Genomic DNA, 20,701 nt, shown 5'->3' with positions numbered 1-20,701 from the left:
CTTTCTATTTTAGCTTTTAGCCTTTCCTTTTGTGTCAGTATTTTTTGTGTTAGTATCTTTTACCCTGGTATTCTTTGTGCCGGCATTTTTTGTATCCGCATTCTTAGCTGCACTTTTTGCGCCGGTATCCTTTTTCGCAGGGGTCACGGAAGCTTTCACGCTCTTTTTGGACGAAGCGCTGGAAGCTGTTTTTTTGCCAGGCGCTTTTTTGGACGCAGTCTTCTTCACGCTGCCTTTGGCCTGGGCTTTCGCCGGCTTTTTTGCAGGCTCCAGGTGGGTGCATGAAAACACAGCCATAGCCATAGGCGCAACTGTGATGCGAATGGAATCTTCCCGGTCGTCACATTCATCTTTTTTGGACTGTTTTAACCGGGGGTTTGTGTGCCCCTGACCGCCGTAGATTACTGCGTCGCTGTTAAAGATCTCCTTATATTTTCCGGGGAAGGGGACGCCGATCTTATGATCTTCATAGACTACCGGCGTAAAGTTGCATACAAAAAGGAGCGTCTCGTCTTCTTTTTCTGTCTTTCTCAAAAAGACAACAATGGTTTCGTCGGCGGAGATACAGTTGATCCACTCAAAACCGTCTGGATCGGTATCCAGCTTATAAAAGGCCGGATGAGAAGTATATAAATGATTCAGGTCACGTACATACTCCTGCATCTGCTTGTGCTGAGGGTATTTAAGCATGAACCATTCCAGACTTTTAGCCTCGTTAAATTCTGTGAATTGAGCGTACTCCTGCCCCATAAACAGCAGCTTTTTGCCGGGGTGGGCGGTCATAAAGCCGTAAGCCACTCTCAGGTTGTCAAATTTTTCTGAGCCTTCCCCAGGCATCTTGCCGATCATGGAGCATTTGCCGTGAACTACTTCATCGTGGGAAAGGACAAGGATAAAGTTTTCGCTGTAGGCGTAGACCATGCTGAATAAAAGTTCACCGTAGTGATACTTTCTAAACAATGGGTCCAGCTTCATAAATCCGGTGAAATCATTCATCCAGCCCATGTTCCATTTATAATCAAAACCAAGACCGTCATCCTCCACAGGGTAAGTGATTTTTGGCCACGCCGTGGATTCTTCCGCGATCATAATGGCTCCAGGGTTTCTCTTTTTCATAACAGAATTTAAGTGTTTAAGAAGTTCAATGGCTTCAAGATTTTCATTGCTGCCGTAAATATTGGGGAGCCACTCTCCGTCCTGCTTTCCATAGTCCAGGTAAAGCATGGAGGCCACCGCATCCATACGGATGCCATCGGCATGATATTTTTCTACCCAATACAGGGCGTTGGCAATGAGAAAATTGCTGACTTGAGGCCGTCCGTAATTAAAGATCAGCGTTCCCCAGTGGGGGTGGGAGCCTCTGCGCGGATCCGGATGCTCATAGACACAGCTTCCGTCAAAACGGGCAAGGCCGGCAAGATCTCTTGGAAAATGGGCCGGAACCCAGTCGAGGATCACTCCGATGCCCTGCTGGTGCATATAATCCATAAAATACATAAAATCGTCGGGAGTGCCGTAGCGTGATGTAGGCGCATAGTACCCGGTCACCTGATACCCCCAGGATTCATCCAGAGGATGTTCCATGACCGGCATGACCTCAATATGGGTATAGCCCATCTCCTTGACGTAGGAGGCGATCATTGGCGCCAGTTCCCGGTAATTGTAAAAATACCGTCCATCCTCCTCGTCTGGCTTTTTAAAGCCGCCCAGATGAAGCTCATAAATGAGCATGGGCTGTGACCGTGTGTCAGTCTTGTCCCTCTGCTTCATCCAGGCACTGTCATTCCATGTATATTTGTTAATATCATAGACAATAGAGGCAGTGTCCGGCCGCACTTCTGTAAAGTAGCCATAAGGGTCTGATTTTAATACAACCGTGTCCCCTTTGATCTTCACCTCGTATTTGTAGAGGGTTCCCTCTGTCAGTCCGGGGATAAAAAGCTCATGGACACCGCTGTCGCTAAGACGCTGCATAGGATACCTGCGGCCGTCCCAGTTGCAGAAATCGCCTACAACACTGACCCGGATAGCTTCAGGAGCCCACACGGCGAAATGGACACCAGATACGCCCTGAATGGTGGTCACATGGGCGCCAAGAATATTATAAAGCTGATAATGAATACCAGCCTCGAACTTTTTTAGATCTTCCTCGGTAATAATGGAATCAAAGGCGTAAGGATCGCCCTGCTCCACAATATTATCTTCCCCGTAATTGACGATATATACATAGGGGAAAGGCTTGTCACCGTCCACAAGTACGGCGAAGTACCCGCCTTCATCTGCTTTCTCCATGGGATATTCCCGGTGATTCTTTGTGTTCTTGACAGTAATATCTATAGCGTCGGGGTTAAATGCTGTGATCAGTATACCATCCTCAGTTACCTGCTGGCCAAGAATCTGGCGCGGCCGGTCGTGTTCAGAATATACAAGAGCCTCGATCTCAGGCCACTGCATTTTTGAATATAGTTTTTCTTCCATAAAACGTAACCTCCTGTTTCCCCTCAGTTTCTGAAGGCGTATTGCTTCCTGGATATTATACCACTTCCCAGGGGGGATTTCCATGATTATCTTACAAATCCTATGGATTTTGCAACAGTTCAGCCCGCACCTACGCTGCGCCGCGCTGTTGCGCTGACCCGCGGCTGACGCCGCTCCTTTGCTCATGATCTCCATCCCTGATGGCTGAACTGTTACTGGATTTTAGCGGCGTTGACAAAGGTGTATAAAATCTGGTAAAATATGTGAGAAAATCCAGTGAAGAAAGGATGTAAACAATGCCTAAAATCAACGAGAATTATCTCAATCTTAAAGAAAGCTATCTGTTTTCCGAGATCAATCACAGAGTTGCTGAGTATACAAAACAGAATCCGGATAAAAAGGTGATCCGCCTTGGCATCGGCGACGTGACACGGCCTCTGGGCGATGCGATCATTAAAGGGCTTCATGAGGGCGTGGACGCTATGGCCAGCGCCGGGACATTTAAAGGCTACGGACCGGAACAAGGCTACGAATTTTTACGCAGCGCTGTGGCTTCCTACTATGCGGGCCACAATATTTCCATTGATCCATCGGATATTTTTATTTCTGACGGCGCTAAGAGTGACACCGGGAATATTACAGATATTTTCGGAAATGACAACGTGATCCTGATCCCGGACCCTGTTTATCCGGTCTATGTTGACTCCAATATTATGTGCGGAAGAAAAATAACTTATATGTCTGCCACTGCTGAAAACGATTTCCTGCCGCTGCCGGATAAAAATGTTCACGCGGATCTGATTTACTTATGCTCCCCCAACAACCCTACAGGCGCGGTCTACAGCTATGACCAGTTAAAGGCATGGGTGGATTATGCTCTGGAAAATGAGGCTGTGATCTTATTTGACGCCGCTTATGAGGCATTCATCTCGGATTCCACTCTCCCACGGAGCATCTATGCCGTAGAAGGCGCTAAAAAGTGTGCCATCGAATTTTGTTCCCTGTCAAAGACTGCCGGTTTTACAGGAACTCGGTGCGGCTATACCATTGTCCCCAAAGAACTTGTATTTAAGTCTTCCGACGGCCGTGAGGTGTCCTTAAACGCCCTTTGGAACCGCCGCCAGACTACAAAATTTAACGGTACGTCTTATATTATCCAGAAAGGCGCCGCCGCTGTCTTTACTGAGGAAGGCATGGCCCAGTGCATGGAAAACATCAGCTACTATAAAGAAAATGCCAGAATCATCTGCGATGTATTCGCCAAAAAAGGTATCCGCTATTTTGGCGGGGAACATTCGCCTTATGTCTGGTTTGAATGCCCAGGCGGTATGGACTCATGGACATTCTTTGACTATCTGCTGAACAATGCTCAGGTTGTGGGTACGCCGGGAGCAGGTTTCGGTGAAAACGGGAAAAATTACTTCCGTCTCACAGGTTTTGGTACACGGGAAAATACTATCGAGGCCATGGAACGGATTGACAAGCTGATCTGATATAATCGCTTGCTATGACAGCAAAAGAAGCGCGCCCCCCAGGACAATTCTCCTGGAGGGACGCGCTTCTTTTGCTGTGCAGCTTATTAAATTTCATGAATGAACAGCCCGGAACGAAGTTTCGGCTCAAACCAAGTGGATTTCGGCGGCATAAGCAGGTGCTGGTCAGCCACGTCAAATAATTCCTCAATGGATGTGGGATACATGGCAAAGGCCACGGCCCACTTCTTTTGCCTGCAGTACGCCTCAAGCCCTTCAAGGCCGTGGATACCGCCGATAAAATCAATGCGTTCATCTAACCGGGGATCGTGAATGCCAAGGACAGGCCCAAGGAGACTGTCCTGAAGCACAGAGACGTCAAGGCCATCCACAGCGTTGTCTCCTGAAATCTCAAATTTAGGGCTTAACAGATGCCATTTTTCATCGAGATACATACCGAAAGTTCCTTTTGTTTCAGGAAAATCTCCTGTAGGGCGGCCCGGAAGAGAAAGAATGGAAAATTTTTGTTCCACCCGCCTCAGAAATTCATCTGCCTCAAGGCCGTTAAGGTCTTTTACTACCCGGTTATAGGCCATGATCTTTAACTGATCGTCAGGGAAAAGCACTGAGAGAAAATAGTCGCTCTCATCGCCGCAGCACTGATCCGGCAAAAGCCCCATGGCCTTTCTGCGCATGAGGGATACCTTTACAGCCGACGCGGCCCGGTGATGCCCGTCGGCAATATAGATGTCCGGAATATTGGCAAATGCCTGGCTGATATTTTGAATATCTCCCGCATCGTCAATGATCCATACGCGCTGTGAAACGTTGTCAGGGGTAATGAAGTCATAGACCGGGGATTTTGCCATAGCTTTAGCCATGATCTCATTAATGCTGGGATCGTGGCGGTAAGCGAGAAATATAGGGCCGGTCTGTGCCTGGCAGGCGCTGATATGGCGGATGCGGTCCTGCTCTTTGGCCTCACGGGTATTCTCATGCTTTTTGATGACATTATTGACATAATCGTTGACACTGGCACATGCCACAATACCGGTCTGGGCACGGCCGTCCATGACCTGCTCATAAATGTAATAACATGGGCGGCTGTCACGGATGAAATATCCGTCGCTGATCCACTCTTTAAGGGCCTGACCTGCTTTTTCATAAACCTGTGGAGCATACATATCTACAGAATTGTCAAACCATGTTTCAGGACGGTCAATATGTAAAAAGGATAATGGTTCACGGGTGACCTCTGCTAATGCCTGACTGCGGTCATAAACATCATAGGGGAGCGCCGCGATGCGGGACGCGAGGACACTGTCCGGACGGACGGCGCAAAAGGGTCTGATCTGAGCCATAAATTGCCTCCATTTCTTATCTTCAGGGTTAAAAAGGATATCCCGTCATCTGGGCGGGATATCCTTTTTGAAATTTTATTTGATTACACGGACTTTGACAATACCGTCGATCCTGCGTATATCTTCCACCATCTTTGGGGTGACAGGGGCCGCCAGATCCAGCATGGTATAGGCCCAGTCGCCTTTACTCTTGTTGATCATATCAGTGATATTCACACCGTCAGCAGCGCATACGCTGGTGAGCTGGGCGATCATATTAGGGATATTGCGGTGGTTGACAGCAATACGTCCGGCACATGAGCAAACGCCCATGGAGCAGTCCGGATAATTGACGGAATGGGTAATATTTCCGTTTTCAATAAAGTCTCTCAACTCTCTCACCGCCATCATGGCACAGTTATCCTCAGACTCCTCAGTGGAGGCACCGAGATGGGGGATGGCGATGACATTTTCCATATTGGCAGTCCGGGCGTTTGGAAAATCGGTGACATATTTTCTCACTTTTCCGGAGGCAATGGCTCCGGAAAGCGCGTCCTCGTCCACCAGAAGATCTCTGGCGAAATTCAGGATGACAACGCCCTCTTTCATCTTTTCAAAGGCCTGGGCGTTGAGCATTTTTTCTGTGGATGGAAGGAGGGGCACATGGACGGTGATATAATCGCATTTTGCGTAAATATCATCCAGGTTGTTAATATGGCGTATGTCTCTTGAGAGATTCCAGGCGGCCTGAACGGAAATAAAGGGGTCGTAGCCGTACACTTCCATGCCAAGGCGGTTGCAGGCGTTAGCTACAAGGACGCCGATGGCTCCAAGGCCGATAACACCGATCTTTTTGTCCTTAATCTCTGTTCCGGCAAATTTTTTCTTTCCTTTTTCCACAAGTTTTGCCACGTCCGGGTCCTCACGGACAGACTGAACCCAGTTGACGCCGCCGATAAAATCTCTGGCGGACATTAAAAGGCCGGCAAGAACTGCTTCTTTGACGCCGTTGGCGTTAGCTCCAGGGGTATTAAAAACAACAATGCCTTTCTCAGCACATTTTTCCAGAGGAATATTGTTAACACCCGCGCCAGCTCTTGCTATAGCGTCAAGATTTTCCCCAAGTTCCATATCGTGCATTGAAGCGCTGCGCACTAAAATAGCGTTGGCGCAGGCCGCGTCGTCAATGACCTGATAGTTGTCTGAAAATAATTCCATTCCCAGGGGCGAAATAGGATTGAGACATTTAATATTATACATTTAAAAAAGCCTCCCATAGTGGAGATATGCCTTGGCATATCTTATGCGTGTTTGTTTTCTGCTTCAAATTTTTTCATAAATTCAACAAGGGCTTTGACGCCTTCCACAGGCATGGCGTTGTAAATACTTGCCCGCATGCCGCCGACAGTGCGGTGGCCTTTCAGATTTTCAAAACCTGCGGCTTTGGACTCTGCGATAAATTTAGCGTCAAGTTCGCTGTCGCCGGTGACAAAAGGAACATTCATGAGCGACCTGCTGGCCGGCTCAACAGTCCCCTTAAATAATTCGCTGCTGTCAAGGAAATCGTAGAGAATCTTGGCTTTCTCCTCGTTGACCTCTTTGCGTTTTTCCAGTCCTCCGGTCTTTAAGAGCCATTTAAAGACTTTACCGCAGATATAAATGGCGTACGCCGGCGGCGTATTGTACATGGAACCATTGTCAGCGTGGATCTTATAGCGGAGCATGGTCGGCGTCTGAGGGAGAACATCCTCAGTGATCAGATCCTCCCGGATAATGCAGATGGTCACTCCGGCGGGACCTACGTTTTTCTGAGCGCCGGCGTAAAGCATAGCATACTTTGTAACGTCGATAGGCTCAGATAAAAAGCAGGAAGATACATCGGCGATCAGGTTTTTGCCCTTAGTATTGGGGAGGGTTTTAAATTTTGTGCCGTAGATCGTATTATTTTCACAGATATAGACATAATCCATATCATCGGTTATCGGAAGATCTGAGCAGTCCGGAATATAAGAAAAAGTCTTATCTGCGGAGGAAGCAAGCTCCACAGCCTCACCGAAAATTTTGGCTTCGGCAAAAGCTTTTTTGGCCCACTGTCCGGTGACAACATAACCGGCTTTTCTGTTTTTCATAAAGTTCATGGGGATCATGGCAAACTGGGTGGAAGCGCCGCCCTGTAAAAACAGCACTTTATAGTTGTCGGGAATACCAAGGAGTGTCCGAAGATCCGCTTGTGCCTCTTGAATGATGGTCTCATAAACCTTTGAGCGGTGGCTCATCTCCATGACAGACATGCCGCATCCTCTGTAATCCAGCATCTCGTCAGCGGCTTCCTGGAGAACTTCCACAGGGAGCATTGCCGGGCCGGCTGAAAAATTATAAATTCTACTCATCTTTATTCATCACCTTTCAATTACTTTCCATTCTGCATATCTTCCTCGGCAAATGCTTCAGATATGGAAGCGCCGGGAGCTACCATAGGCCATACTTTGTCATCACAGTCAATCACGCACTCGATGACTACCGGGCCGTCAGATTCCATGGCTTCTTTCAGGGCGGGGCCAAGCTCCTCATTGGAGGTTACCCGGATTCCCCGGGCGCCAAGGGCCTCGGCCACTTTCACATAGTCTACTTTGTCATTAAGTATTGTATTGGAATAGCGCTGGTCATAGAACAACGTCTGCCACTGCCGGACCATTCCAAGGACATGATTGTTTAAAATGACTTCGATGACAGGAATGTTGTACCGGGAAGCTGTAGCAAGCTCGTTCATATTCATGCGGAAACATCCGTCACCGGCAATGTTAAATACAAGCTGGTTCGGACATCCAAGCTTGGCTCCAATGGCCGCGCCAAGGCCAAAGCCCATAGTTCCTAGTCCGCCTGAGGTGATCAGCCTGCGGGGACGGTCATATTTGAAAAACTGTGCCGCCCACATCTGGTTCTGTCCCACTTCTGTAGCGATAATAGCATCGCCGCCGGTCATCGCATAAATTTTTTCCACAACCCCCGGACCGGTAAGGACATCTTTATGATAGGTCATGGGGTAAGTCTGCTTCAGACTGTAAATATGGTTCAGCCAGTCTGTGTGGTCGAGCGGTTCGATCCGGGCGTTAAGTTTTCTTAAAATCACCTTTGCGTCGCCGATAATGCTGCAGTCGCATTGAATATTTTTATTAATCTCCGCCGCGTCCACGTCAATATGGATCTTTTTGGCATTTTTTGCAAAGGTAGAAGAATTTCCAATAACACGATCTGAAAAACGGGCTCCGATAACGATGAGCAGATCACACTCGGTGACGCCGAAATTGGAGGTTTTTGTGCCGTGCATGCCAAGCATGCCTGTATAATTTTGGCTGCGGCCGTCATAGGCACCTTTGCCCATAAGAGAATCCGCCACCGGCGCCTGAATTTTATCCACAAACTGTTTAAGTTCCTCTGAAGCGCCGGACAATACCGCACCGCCGCCGACAAAGACGAAGGGACGCTCACTGCGGGCGATAAGTTGTACTGCCTTGTCAAGGTCTTCTTCCCGGATCTCATCAGTCTGGGGATGAATCTCCTCAGGCTTTTGATATTCGTATTCTGTCTTTAACGCGGTAATATCTTTTGGAATATCAATATGTACCGGTCCGGGTCTTCCGGACTGGGCGATGTAGAAGGAGCGGCGGATAGTATCTGCCAGCTTAGTTACATCTTTGACAATAAAATTGTGTTTTGTAATGGGCATGGTCACGCCTTTAATATCTACTTCCTGAAAACTGTCTTTTCCGAGAAGACTCACGCCTACATTGCATGTAATGGCCACAACAGGAATAGAATCCATGTAGGCTGTCGCGATTCCGGTGACAAGGTTTGTCGCTCCCGGTCCGCTGGTAGCCATGCACACACCTACCTTTCCGGTAGCCCTGGCATAGCCGTCCGCCGCGTGGGCGGCTCCCTGCTCGTGGGAAGTTAAAATATGAGTGATTTCATCACTGTGTTTATATAATTCATCATAGACGTTTAAAATGGTGCCGCCGGGATAACCGAAGACGGTATCCACACCCTGCTCTTTTAAACATTCGATAATGATCTGGGCACCCGTTAATTCCATTTTTACGCCTGCCTTTCCATTTGTATAAGTATCCGGGGATTTAATCGTCTGCCGCCCGGAGCGAATTGAAGAGGTTCCAATACACTCCGGGCGGAAAATCCTGGAATTTAGGATTATTTTTTGATCTCAAGTACAGCGCCCCGGTTGCCGCTGGTCACCATGGCAGCATAGCGTGCCAGATAGCCGGTGGTCACTTTCGGCTCTCTCGGCTGCCATTTAGCTTTTCTGCTGGCCATTTCTTCATCGGAAATATCCAGGGTGATGGTGTTTTCCGGAATATTGATCTTAATGATATCCCCCTCTTCCACTAAGGCGATGGGGCCGCCAACGGCTGCCTCAGGGGAGATATGTCCGATGGATGCGCCACGGGAAGCTCCGGAGAAACGTCCGTCGGTAATTAAAGCTACGCTTGCTCCAAGGCCCATGCCGGCAATGGCGGATGTGGGATTCAGCATCTCTCTCATGCCGGGACCGCCCTTGGGGCCTTCATAGCGGATAACTACAACGTCGCCGGCAACAATCTTCCCGCCTTTGATGGCGGCGATGGCGTCCTCCTCGCAGTCAAAAACTCTGGCAGGACCTTCATGGACAAGCATCTTCGGATCGACAGCGGAGCGTTTAACAACGCTGCCGTCCGGAGCCAGATTGCCTGTAAGTACAGCCAGACCGCCGGTAGCGCTGTAAGGATTGTCAACCGGGCGTATAACTTCAGGATTTAAGTTAACGCAGTTTTTAATATTTTCGCCCACAGTTTTACCTGTGACAGTCATACAGTCAAGATTTAAAAGATTTAACTTGGACAGCTCATTCATCACTGCGTAAACGCCGCCGGCTTCGTTGAGATCTTCCATATATGTAGGACCGGCGGGAGCCAAGTGGCAAAGATTCGGTGTTTTTGCACTGATCTCATTGGCAAAAGTAATATCAAAATCCCAGCCGATCTCATGGGCGATGGCCGGAAGGTGGAGCATACTGTTTGTGGAGCATCCCAGGGCCATATCCACAGTGAGGGCATTTAAGATCGCGTCTTTTGTCATAATATCTCTCGGACGGATATTTTTGCGGTACATTTCCATAACGGCCATGCCGGCGTGTTTTGCCAGCTTAATACGCTCTGAGTAGACTGCCGGGATGGTACCGTTGCCCTTTAAGCCCATGCCTAAAACTTCAGTCAGGCAGTTCATGGAGTTGGCGGTGTACATACCGGAACAGGAACCGCAGGTAGGGCATACTTTATTTTCAAATTCTTCCACGTCCTCGGCGCTCATTGTGCCGGCGGCATAGGCGCCGACAGCCTCGAACATACTGGAGAGGCTGCGCTTGCGGCCTTTAACATGACCGGCGAGCATAGGACCTCCGGATACGAAAACTGTGGGAACATTAATGCGGGCCGCAGCCATTAAAAGGCCGGGAACATTTTTATCACAGTTGGGCACCATTACAAGGGCGTCAAACTGGTGAGCCATGGCCATGGCTTCGGTAGAATCTGCAATGAGATCTCTTGTTACAAGGGAATATTTCATGCCGATATGGCCCATGGCAATACCGTCGCACACAGCGATGGCGGGAAATACGATCGGTGTTCCGCCAGCCATGGCAACGCCCATTTTTACGGCCTCAACGATTTTATCCAGATTCATATGGCCAGGGACAATCTCGTTATAGGAGCTGACAATACCGACTAAAGGTCTCTCAAGCTCTTCTTTTGTCATGCCAAGGGCGTTAAACAGGGAACGGTGAGGTGCCTGCTGCATACCTGTTTTTACTGCGTCACTTTTCATTGCTTTATACCATCCTTTATATTTTTAATTTTTTTCTGATTGTTCAGATTTCCGCTGCGATGGCGCTTCCCATAGCGCTGCAGCCAAGTCTTGTCATGCCCGGAGACATAATATCCACGGTGCGCATACCTTTCTCAAGAACTTTCTGCACGGCGGCCTCTACATCGTCCGCTTCTTTATCAAGATCCAGGGAATATCTTAAAAGCATTGCCGCCGAGAGTATTGTGGCGATGGGATTGGCGATATCCTGTCCCGCAATATCCGGGGCGCTGCCGTGGCTCGGCTCGTAAAGGCCCAGCTTTGTGGCGCTCAGACTTGCAGAGGAGAGCATTCCGATGGAGCCGGTGATTTCGCTGGCCTCATCGGATAAAATGTCGCCGAACATGTTCTCTGTCAGGACAACGTCAAACTGTCGGGGATTTTTTACAAGCTGCATGGCACAGTTGTCCACCAGCATATGGGAGTAGGAAACCTGGGGATAATCTTTGGCCACCTCGTCCACAACCTTCCGCCATAATCTGGAGGAATCCAGAACATTGGCCTTGTCCACGCTGGTGAGGATTTTGCGCCGCTTCATAGCCATCTCAAAACCTTTAATGGCAATGCGGCGTATTTCATTTTCATCGTAAGTCAGGGAATCGTAGGCCTTTAAAACCCCGTTTTCCTCTACAGTCTTGCGTTCGCCAAAATACAGGCCTCCGGTAAGCTCACGCATAATGACAAGGTCAAATCCGTCGCCGATGATCTCGTCTTTCAGGGGACAGGCCGCTTTAAGTTCTTTGTAAAGATAGGCAGGCCGCACATTGGCAAAAAGTCCCAGCGCCTTGCGGATCTTTAAAAGGCCCGCTTCAGGGCGAAGCTGGGGAGGCAGCTTATACCATGGGGATTTAGTAGTATCGCCGCCGATAGAACCCATGAGTACGGCGTCGCTGGCCTTACAGGTGTCGATGGCCTCATCAGTAAGGGGAACGCCGGTGGCGTCAATAGAGGCACCCCCTAAAAGGACATCCGTATAGTTAAAGTGATGATCATATTTCTTCGCGACGCGGTCAAGAACTTTAACCGCTTCGTTTACAATTTCCGGGCCGATACCGTCGCCCCGGATGACTGCAATATTAAAATCCATTGTCATACCTCTTTTGCTTTTTCATGCGTTATTTTATATCATATCAAAGATTACGGTGTTTTTCAAGACGCTGCCACTTTAATCTGCTAAAAAAGGCAACAGTTCATCCCGCCCCTTCCTGATGGCTGAACTGTTACTAAAAAAGAGCGCCAGGCCAATGCCTGGCGCTTTTGGGTCTTATTTTTGCTGATTCATATAATTAATCAGGCCGCCGGCGCCGATAAGCTCCTGCATAAAGGGAGGGAATGCCTGACCTTTGTAGCTGGTGTCTTTTGTTTTATTGTAGATGATGCCGCTGTCAAAATCAATCTCAATTTCATCGCCGGCCTCAATATCTTCACTGGCCTCCCTGCATTCGATGATGGGAAGGCCGATATTGATAGCATTTCGGTAAAAAATACGGGCGAAAGTTTCAGCGATGACGCAGCTTACTCCGGAAGCCTTGATGGCCATAGGTGCGTGTTCTCTTGAAGAGCCGCAGCCGAAATTTTTCCGGGCCACAATAATGTCCCCAGGCTGAACTTTATTAACAAAATCCGGGTCAATATCTTCCATACAGTGCTGAGCCAGCCCTTTGGCGTCTGTGGTGGCCAGGTGTCTTGCGGGGATGATAACGTCGGTATCCACATTATCGCCATATTTAAAAACGTGTCCACATGCTTTCATGTCTATGCTACCTCCTATGATTATAATCCAAGTTCCGCCGGCCCGGAGATTTTTCCGGTAACCGCGCTGGCGGCGGCCACAGCCGGGCTTGCCAGATAAATTTCACTGGTCACATGTCCCATACGTCCCACAAAGTTCCGGTTGGTGGTGGATACGCACCGCTCGTTTTCCGCCAGAATACCCATATACCCGCCAAGACATGGTCCGCAGGTTGGGGTGCTGACAATCGCGCCGGCTTCAATGAAAGTCTTTAAATATCCTGCCTCCATGGCGTCCATATAAATCTGCTGGGTTGCCGGGATGACGATGACTCTCAGGCCTTTTGCCACTTTGCGGCCCTCTAAAATCTTCGCCGCGATCTCAAGATCCTCCAGACGTCCGTTGGTACACGAGCCGATAACAACCTGGTCGATCTTAATATCTCCCACCTGGTCGATGGTCCGGGTGTTTTCCGGAAGGTGTGGAAAGGCTACAGTGGATTTTAATGTACTCAGGTCGATCACATAGGTTTCATCATAGATTGCGTCCTCATCAGCCTCATAGATGGTGTAAGGCTTTTTGCCGGTTTTTTCATACTGGGCTTTCTTTTCCGGGCTCATGTGGCTTTCAATATAGGCTACAGCTTTGTTGTCCACCGGAAAAATACCATTTTTTCCGCCGGCCTCAATGGCCATGTTGGCGATGGTAAAGCGGTCGTCCATGGACAGATACTGGATGCCATCCCCTGTAAATTCCATAGATTTGTACAGGGCACCGTCCACGCCGATCATGCCGATAATATGTAAAATAATATCTTTTCCGGAAATCCATGGGGCAGGTTTGCCGGTGAGGACAAACTTTAAAGCTGAGGGCACTTTAAACCATGCCTTGCCGTAAGCCATTCCCACCGCAGCGTCAGTGCTTCCCACGCCTGTGGAGAATGCTCCGATGGCTCCGTAGGTACATGTGTGGGAGTCGGCGCCGATGACCGTATCCCCGGCGGTGACAACGCCCTGCTCCGGCAAAAGAGCATGTTCAATACCCATCTGGCCCACTTCGTAAAAATGGGTGATATCATTATCGTAGGCAAATTCTCGCATACATTTGCAGTTCTGAGCAGACTTGATATCTTTATTTGGTGAAAAATGATCTGGAACCAGAGCAATCTTATTTTTATCAAAGACACCCTTTTTTGTAAATTTATCCATTTCATGGATGGATACCGGTCCGGTAATGTCATTGGCCAGGACCATATCCAGATTGGCCATGATCAAATCTCCGGCAGCCACGCTCTCAAGGCCGGCGGCATGTGCCAGGATCTTTTGACTCATTGTCATACCCATTGTAAATTCCTCCTTAACTGACATTTTGTGCTGCGGTTCACTAAATGAACCGCAACCCTTTCCTTTTTTCTATATTGCTATCATAGCATATTTGCTGTTATAATTGAAATACATATTAAGAATATTTGCTATAACTTGCAAGAATAATACTGCTGCTCACCTGCCGCAGAATAGAAGTTATGGAGGTCCTATGGAAGAACATTTAAACTTATACCGCATTTTTTATACTGTTGCCAATACGGAAAATATTTCCAGAGCAGCCAGACAGTTGTTTATTTCACAGCCGTCCTTGAGCAAAGCCCTTAAAAAGCTGGAGAGTGACCTTGGCGTCACCCTCTTTACCCGCTCATCCCGTGGAGTTCGTCTGACCGAGGAGGGAAAACTCCTATACGATTATGTCCGTGAGGCATTTACATCTCTCCAGCAGGGGGAGGCGCTGATCCGCCGCCGGCAAGAACAGGGAGTTTCCCATATACGTATCGGTGTCAGCACAACTCTGTGCAAATATATGCTTTTGCCCTATCTGAAAAGTTTTACCCGGCAATTTCCAAATATACGCATTACTATATTGTGTCAGTCATCCAACCAGACAATGGAACTTTTAGACCGTGGGCAGATAGATCTTGGCCTTGTGGGTATCCCGGAAAATCCTAAAAAGTACCGTTTTTTTCAGTTGGAGGAAATTGAAGATATTTTTGTGGCCACCGATAATTATATTGAACAGATGGGACTGGGAAGCCTGTGGGATACACGGAAAATTTTTGAGACTGCATCGGTGATGCTTTTGGACAAACAAAATATGACCCGTCAGTATATTGATGACTACATGGAAAAAAATCATCTTCTGACAAAAAATCTTCTTGTGGTGAGTACCATGGATCTGATCATTGAATTCAGCAAGATCGGTCTGGGTATCGGCTGCGTTATCAAAGAGTTTGTCAAAGATGAGCTGGAGGACGGATTGCTGACGGAAATTCCTCTGGGATTTCCCATACACAAAAGAAAGATTGGTTTTGTCACGGCAAAGCAGGCTTATATGTCCCCAGGGGTGGAGAGTTTTATCACCCAGTGGAAAGAACTCTCTTTATCGCCTGGGGACCGGAAGTAAACAATGACGCTCTCCTACCAGCGGGTATAAAAGCCGGGCCCCGGCCGGAACTGTCGCAGACATTTCCCGGTTGGGGCCCTGTAGGCTCAGATAATGACAAAAATAATGTTGCCCCGGCTGTCGTTAATGATCTTGCGCAGGGTTTCCTGGAGTTTAAGCTGGCATTCGTCGTTAAGTTTGGCAATTTTTCCCTTCATGCCCTCTTCCACAAGCTCGCCGATGGATTTCCCGAAAATCAGTGTGTCCCAGATTGCTTCTCCGGAGCCAGACTGGGCGAGGCGGATATAGTCCACAAGATCCTGGGCCTGCTGCTGCGTACCCACAATGGGGGCAATCTCCGTTTCAATGCCGGCGCTGATCATGTGGATAGATGGAGCGCTGGCCCGGATATTTACACCGAACTTATTTCCGTGTTTGACAAGTTCAGGTTCCATGATCTGAATCTCCTCTTTTCCGGCGGTGACAACGCCGTAACCTTTCTGATGAACCTGGCTGATGGCCTCTGCGACTTTGTCAAATTCCTGTTTTTTGGCAACAAGCTCTTTCATGACTTTAAACAGTTCATACTCGCCCTGGATGGGGCATCCCAGGGTGGATGACAGCAGTTCATAGTAATATTTCATGGCGAAGGACAGGGTGATCTTGACAATGCCTGTGGACATATTGATCTCTTCAATGAAAAATTTATCCATATAGTCATTTTTCAGAAGCTCCTGCCACTGGCGCACGTCCCGGATCACGGAGATCTTCGCGAGATACCCGCCGACGCTGTCTAAAACTGCCGCCTTGAGAGGATGCTTGGGTGGAAGAATATCCAGCCACTTAGGCGTATAAAAGTTAATCTGGCATACGGGAAATTCCATGAGGAGGGTTTCCATCAGCCGCTGAATGTCTTCTTTGCAAAGCTGGTCACAGTTCATGGCAATGGCCGCCACCCCGTATTTATCCGACAGTTGGGTACAAAGCTGGCTGGTGCTGTCTGAGTAAGGCTTTGCGGAATTGACGACAATAATAAAAGGTTTGCCGATCTTTTTTAATTCAGCCACCGTCTGCTGCTCCGGGTCCTCAAAAGCCTGCCGGTCAAGCTCCCCGAAACTTCCGTCACAGGTCATGACAATACCGATGGTAGAATGATCCCGAATAACTTTTTCTGTGCCTATATGGGCGGCCCGGCTAAATGGAATCTCTTCATCAAACCAGGGCGTTTTTACCATGCGCTCCTTCTCATCTTCCATATGTCCCGTGGCGCCTTCCACCATAAAGCCGACGCAGTCAATAAGACGCATTTTTACGGAAATATCCCCATCAAGGCGGAGGGATACGGCGGATTTTGGAATAAATTTCGGCTCCACTGTGGTAATCATTTTTCCTTTGCCGCTGACTGGAACCTCGTCTGTGGCCATCCCCCTGTCTTTTTCGTCCATGTTTGGAATCATGATCTGTTCCATAAATCTCCGGATAAACGTAGACTTTCCCGTGCGCACCGGCCCGACGACGCCTATGTATATCTCCCCGCCGGTGCGGGCCTGTATATCTTTATATACATTAAACTGCTCCATAAAAATACCCCTTCCATATATGCTTATACAGTATATGCAAGGGGATGTAAAATTTATAACTGATTTTTTGTAACTATTCAGCCATGCGGCTGGTTTAATAAAAATACGGCGCAAGTTTACTTGCAGAGGATTTTTTATTAAACCAGACATATGGCGTTTAGCCATAATCGAGGATTCAGCCGCGCAAGCGGCGGTAAAGCAGCGTTAGCTGCGGGAATCCGAGAGGCATGGCTGAATAGTTACGATTTTTTTCAGGCGGTGATCCGCCCCTTTTCACACCGGTTGCCCCAGGCGTCAATAAGGTCGGCGTCCCGGTAGACGCAGATGATCTCACAGTGGTTGGCACATTTTCCGCAGGTGATCTCTTTTGTGATAAAGTCCATATCTGCCACGTCAAAAGAAAAGGGGGCAAAAACACCGCTCTCCCTGGCCAAAACCGCAATGCCAAAAGCGCCCATAAGATGGCCTTTTTCATCAACAGTCACAGGCATAGACAGGGCTTCTTCAAACATTTTTACAACGCCGGCATTTTTGCTGACGCCTCCCTGGAAAACGACAGGAGGGACGATTTTTTTCCCTTTGGCCACATTATTGAGATAATTGCCGGCCACAGCTTTACACAGGCCGGCGATGATCTCCTCTCTGGGATAGCCCACCTGGAGCTTATGTACAAGGTCGGATTCGGCAAAAACCGTACATCGGGCGGCAATGGGCGCGGCGTTTTTGGCCTTCAGAGCAATGGCGCCGAACTCTTCTACATCGACGCCGAGCCGATGGGCCTGGCTGGACAAAAAGGCTCCTGTGCCGGCAGCGCACAGCGTGTTCATGGCGTAGTCGGTGGCGACGCCGTTTTCCACACAGATAATTTTGGAATCCTGTCCGCCGATTTCAAGAATGGTGCGTACGTCCGGGTGGAGTGTGGTTGTTCCCACGGCGTGGGCTGTAATCTCGTTTTTAATAACCTGGGCGCCGATCATAGTGCCGATAAGCTTTCTGGCGCTGCCTGTCGTGCCGGCAGCCACAATCTGGTATTTCTCAGTGTCGATCTGCTCTTTCAGGGCGTGGAGGACATCTTTTGTGGCCTGGGTAGGATTGCCCTGGGTCCACAGGTAACTTTCTGCCAGAAAGGTATTGTTCTGGTCGATCACCACACCTTTCGTAGATATGGAACCGATGTCGATTCCAATATATGCTTTTTCTTTCATCGCAGTACCTTCTTCTTTCTTTCCAGCATATCGCAGAAAGCTTCCAGCCGGGTGTCCAGGCCAGTATCGCTGTTCTGCGTGTCATAGCTGAGATATAAAATGGGTATGTGGTAATCCTGGCTGATATTTTGCAGCACAGGGATAACATCTGTCTCCGGCGTGCAGCCGAAAGATTTGACGTGGATGATCCCGTCAAAGCCCTGACGGGCATAATCCAGGGAAGACCGGATCGTCCATGTGGATGTAGGGCCCATGTTATATTGGACATAGTTTTTGATCCCCGGTCTGAGGGCGCTTTCTTTCCCGCGGAAATGGCAGTTAGTCACACTCATAAAACGGTAAGTGCTGCACCCTAAGCGTGCCAGCTTTTCCTGGAGATTCTGATTGGAGTGAGCGTCCATAACCGTAAAATATTCCCCCACAATTCCGATGCGGATAGGATGGGGCGGCATATTTAACGGCACGTTATTCATCTCCTGCCGGGCCTTTAAGTAGCCGTTTTTGATCTCGCCGTGGTTTTCCGCTGTCTGCATGTCCAGCAGGAACCGGCGGTATATTTTACCAAGTCTCCCGCTCTCCTCCTCAAAGGCGGCGTTCTGATAATAGAAGGCTTCCAGTTCATCCATATATTCCACCATTTTGACAGCGTCATAAAAGGCGGCGATAAGTTTCGCGGGATTTAATTTTGGACTCAGTTCCCTGGCCAGAGCCAGCCAGTCTTTTTTCTTTCCCGCCATGTATGGGGCAAGATTAATAAACTCACAGGAATACCCCAGCTCATGGAGGATTTCGCCCTGGAGTTCACCGTAATAGTCCAGGCGGCACAGTCCGCCGGTTTCAATCAGGACATCTGCTCCGGCATGAACCGCCTCAATAAGACTTCCAAGAGTATGTTTAAATGGAGCGCAGGCATAATCCGGACTGTATCTGCTTCCAAGCTCTATGGTCTCTTTTGTGGCTTGGGGAAGCATAATATACCGGGCTCCAAGACCCTGTTCAATGAGGTACCGGATGGCGTTATTGTAGTGGCTAAATCTTGGAAAAGCCACGCCTTTTCTTCTGTCAATGTTGATTTCCATAACCGCCTGCTTTCTGATATTGTATAATATCCATAAAACTCTCAATCCGTGTTTCAAGACCGGCTGTGCCGTTTTGGGCATCTAAGGTAAGCTGGAGCAGAGGAACATCTTTAATTTTGCGCACCAGCATATCGTTGACAAGAGCGTCAGGGCCGCAAGGATAGGCGCTGACTAAAACAATGCCGTCCACTTTTGAGCGGTTGAGCAAAATCCCGCCGGTGATCTCCCGGTTAATGAGCCAAGGCATGTTTTGGGAAAAATGGTAGCTGCGCTTCACAGCCGCCTCCCTGCTGACATAATCTGTAAAAAGAACAGATGCGCCCAGATTTTTAAAAATACGTTCCAGCTCCCGGCCCATATAGGCGTCATGGAGGACGTAGGGATGTCCGGCCATAAGGATTTTTATATGACTTTCATTAAGAAGATCTTCCTGACGTTTCTCCCGCTCTTTTAAAATCTGTTCCTGATATTTTTTTGCAGCGGCATAAGCTTTTTTCACATCCCGACGTTTGCACTCCAGCTTTTGACCCAGCTCCAAAAAGACGCCGCTTTCTTTTACCGGTGTATCCCAATCATAACTGACGGATAAAATACGGATCTGCTCATCTTTGAAAATATTATAAATAAGATCCGGCAGGGATTCATAGCGGGTACACATTTTTTCACGGGAAGTAAAACCTCCCATCCTTGGGACAAAGATTACATCGCACTTTCCCAAAAGTTCCATAACATGGCCGAGATAGATCTTAAAAGGAAGGCATGTCTCGTCGGCTGCTCTTTCTATTCCCGCGTCCAGGAGCTGTCGGCTGCTCCGCCCGCTGACAATACAGTTAAATCCAAGATTTTCAAAAAATTTTTTCCACAAATGGCCGTTGCGGTATGCCATCAATCCTCTGGGGATACCGATGGTTTTTATCTGTGTTTCATTCATGTTTATCTTCTCCTTGGGGTTGCCTGATAAACTATTTTAATCAAATTCTTTTTTTTGTCAATATAAAAAACCCCATCCAGATGTTGCCATCTGGATGAGGCCGCAACTCCCCTTAATCGGAAGCTGTGTTTTTGAATTCCGGGAATAATGTGGTCAGTATAGCCCAGATATAGGGAGCGTCAAAAAGATTCAGCTTTTTAGGTCCGGTGATTGGCTGTCCTGCCCGTTTCCCCCCGCAGATCTTTTCATAGGCGCGCCAGACCGTAGAACGGGTAATGGATTTTGCTTTTTCCCGCCGGTCAACAAACATTTCCCCGCCCCGGATGGCGTAGACAAAGGGCAGTCCCTTGGCCGCAAAAAACTGTTCCCCCTCATGGCTTTGGATCATATCCCACAAAGCGTTAGGTTCCATTAATGTTAAAGTGTCATAGGTTTCATTCATGTTCATTCCCCTAAACTTCTGATTTTCACAGGCAGCGACCAAAGCATACATGTCCGCTTGTACGGGCTGATGGACTTCACTGCTGGTTATAAGTGCAAG

General features: G+C 48.5%; 16 protein-coding genes. 2 read left to right on the top strand and 14 right to left on the bottom strand.

Annotated elements, in window-relative coordinates; genetic code table 11:
- Positions 1-9: 9 nt before the first annotated feature.
- Positions 10-2,478: a 1,4-alpha-glucan branching protein GlgB gene (glgB, locus tag HNP82_RS03505; protein WP_183771559.1), complete on the bottom strand. Its 2,469-nt coding sequence runs from the start codon at positions 2,476-2,478 to the stop codon at positions 10-12.
- A 296-nt stretch (positions 2,479-2,774) separates the two neighbouring features.
- Here glgB and HNP82_RS03500 point away from each other — a divergent pair, with 296 nt between their 5' ends.
- Entirely contained in the window at positions 2,775-3,971 is a 1,197-nt protein-coding gene (locus HNP82_RS03500; RefSeq protein ID WP_183771557.1) for an LL-diaminopimelate aminotransferase, read from the top strand.
- Between the two features lie 86 nt (positions 3,972-4,057).
- Here the strand turns inward: HNP82_RS03500 and HNP82_RS03495 are convergent, their stop codons facing one another.
- The 8 genes from HNP82_RS03495 to leuC form a co-directional block, all read right to left on the bottom strand.
- Positions 4,058-5,311: a DUF1015 domain-containing protein gene (locus tag HNP82_RS03495; protein WP_183771554.1), complete on the bottom strand. Its 1,254-nt coding sequence runs from the start codon at positions 5,309-5,311 to the stop codon at positions 4,058-4,060.
- Positions 5,312-5,386: 75 nt separating this feature from the next.
- Positions 5,387-6,550, bottom strand: a complete 1,164-nt coding sequence (locus HNP82_RS03490; RefSeq protein ID WP_183771552.1) for a phosphoglycerate dehydrogenase — start codon at positions 6,548-6,550, stop codon at positions 5,387-5,389.
- Between the two features lie 41 nt (positions 6,551-6,591).
- Complete coding sequence (gene serC / locus HNP82_RS03485) at positions 6,592-7,680, bottom strand: 3-phosphoserine/phosphohydroxythreonine transaminase (protein ID WP_183771550.1); 1,089 nt, start codon at positions 7,678-7,680, stop codon at positions 6,592-6,594.
- A 20-nt stretch (positions 7,681-7,700) separates the two neighbouring features.
- Positions 7,701-9,383: a biosynthetic-type acetolactate synthase large subunit gene (gene ilvB, locus HNP82_RS03480; RefSeq protein ID WP_183771548.1), complete on the bottom strand. Its 1,683-nt coding sequence runs from the start codon at positions 9,381-9,383 to the stop codon at positions 7,701-7,703.
- 113 nt (positions 9,384-9,496) lie between these two features.
- On the bottom strand, positions 9,497-11,164 hold the full coding sequence (gene ilvD / locus HNP82_RS03475) for a dihydroxy-acid dehydratase (RefSeq protein WP_183771546.1): 1,668 nt from the start codon (positions 11,162-11,164) through the stop codon (positions 9,497-9,499).
- A 43-nt stretch (positions 11,165-11,207) separates the two neighbouring features.
- The gene (gene leuB, locus HNP82_RS03470) at positions 11,208-12,290 is read right to left on the bottom strand and encodes a 3-isopropylmalate dehydrogenase (RefSeq protein WP_183771544.1); all 1,083 of its coding nucleotides are present in this window, start codon (positions 12,288-12,290) and stop codon (positions 11,208-11,210) included.
- Between the two features lie 177 nt (positions 12,291-12,467).
- Complete coding sequence (gene leuD / locus HNP82_RS03465; protein WP_183771542.1) at positions 12,468-12,956, bottom strand: 3-isopropylmalate dehydratase small subunit; 489 nt, start codon at positions 12,954-12,956, stop codon at positions 12,468-12,470.
- 20 nt (positions 12,957-12,976) lie between these two features.
- Positions 12,977-14,278 (bottom strand): 3-isopropylmalate dehydratase large subunit, encoded by a 1,302-nt coding sequence (leuC, locus tag HNP82_RS03460; RefSeq protein WP_183771540.1) that lies wholly within the window; start codon positions 14,276-14,278, stop codon positions 12,977-12,979.
- A 190-nt stretch (positions 14,279-14,468) separates the two neighbouring features.
- Here leuC and HNP82_RS03455 point away from each other — a divergent pair, with 190 nt between their 5' ends.
- Entirely contained in the window at positions 14,469-15,386 is a 918-nt protein-coding gene (locus tag HNP82_RS03455) for a LysR family transcriptional regulator (RefSeq protein WP_183771537.1), read from the top strand.
- A gap of 86 nt (positions 15,387-15,472) precedes the next feature.
- Here the strand turns inward: HNP82_RS03455 and spoIVA are convergent, their stop codons facing one another.
- From spoIVA to HNP82_RS03430, 5 genes are all read right to left on the bottom strand, one after another.
- Entirely contained in the window at positions 15,473-16,945 is a 1,473-nt protein-coding gene (spoIVA, locus tag HNP82_RS03450) for a stage IV sporulation protein A (protein ID WP_183771535.1), read from the bottom strand.
- Between the two features lie 251 nt (positions 16,946-17,196).
- Positions 17,197-18,150 (bottom strand): acyl-CoA dehydratase activase, encoded by a 954-nt coding sequence (locus HNP82_RS03445; protein ID WP_183771533.1) that lies wholly within the window; start codon positions 18,148-18,150, stop codon positions 17,197-17,199.
- A complete protein-coding gene (locus HNP82_RS03440; protein ID WP_183771531.1) occupies positions 18,147-19,229 on the bottom strand; it encodes a hypothetical protein in 1,083 nt (360 codons plus the stop codon). The genes HNP82_RS03445 and HNP82_RS03440 overlap by 4 nt, the downstream gene beginning before the upstream one ends.
- On the bottom strand, positions 19,213-20,160 hold the full coding sequence (locus tag HNP82_RS03435; protein ID WP_183771529.1) for an acyl-CoA dehydratase activase-related protein: 948 nt from the start codon (positions 20,158-20,160) through the stop codon (positions 19,213-19,215). Before HNP82_RS03435 ends, HNP82_RS03440 begins: the two co-directional genes overlap by 17 nt.
- Positions 20,161-20,272: 112 nt before the next feature.
- Entirely contained in the window at positions 20,273-20,602 is a 330-nt protein-coding gene (locus HNP82_RS03430) for a hypothetical protein (RefSeq protein ID WP_183771527.1), read from the bottom strand.
- Positions 20,603-20,701: the final 99 nt, after the last annotated feature.

The sequence above is a fragment of the Catenibacillus scindens genome, assembly GCF_014202115.1.
Lineage (GTDB): Bacteria > Bacillota > Clostridia > Lachnospirales > Lachnospiraceae > Catenibacillus > Catenibacillus scindens.
This window is presented reverse-complemented; position numbering and strand designations above follow the sequence as displayed.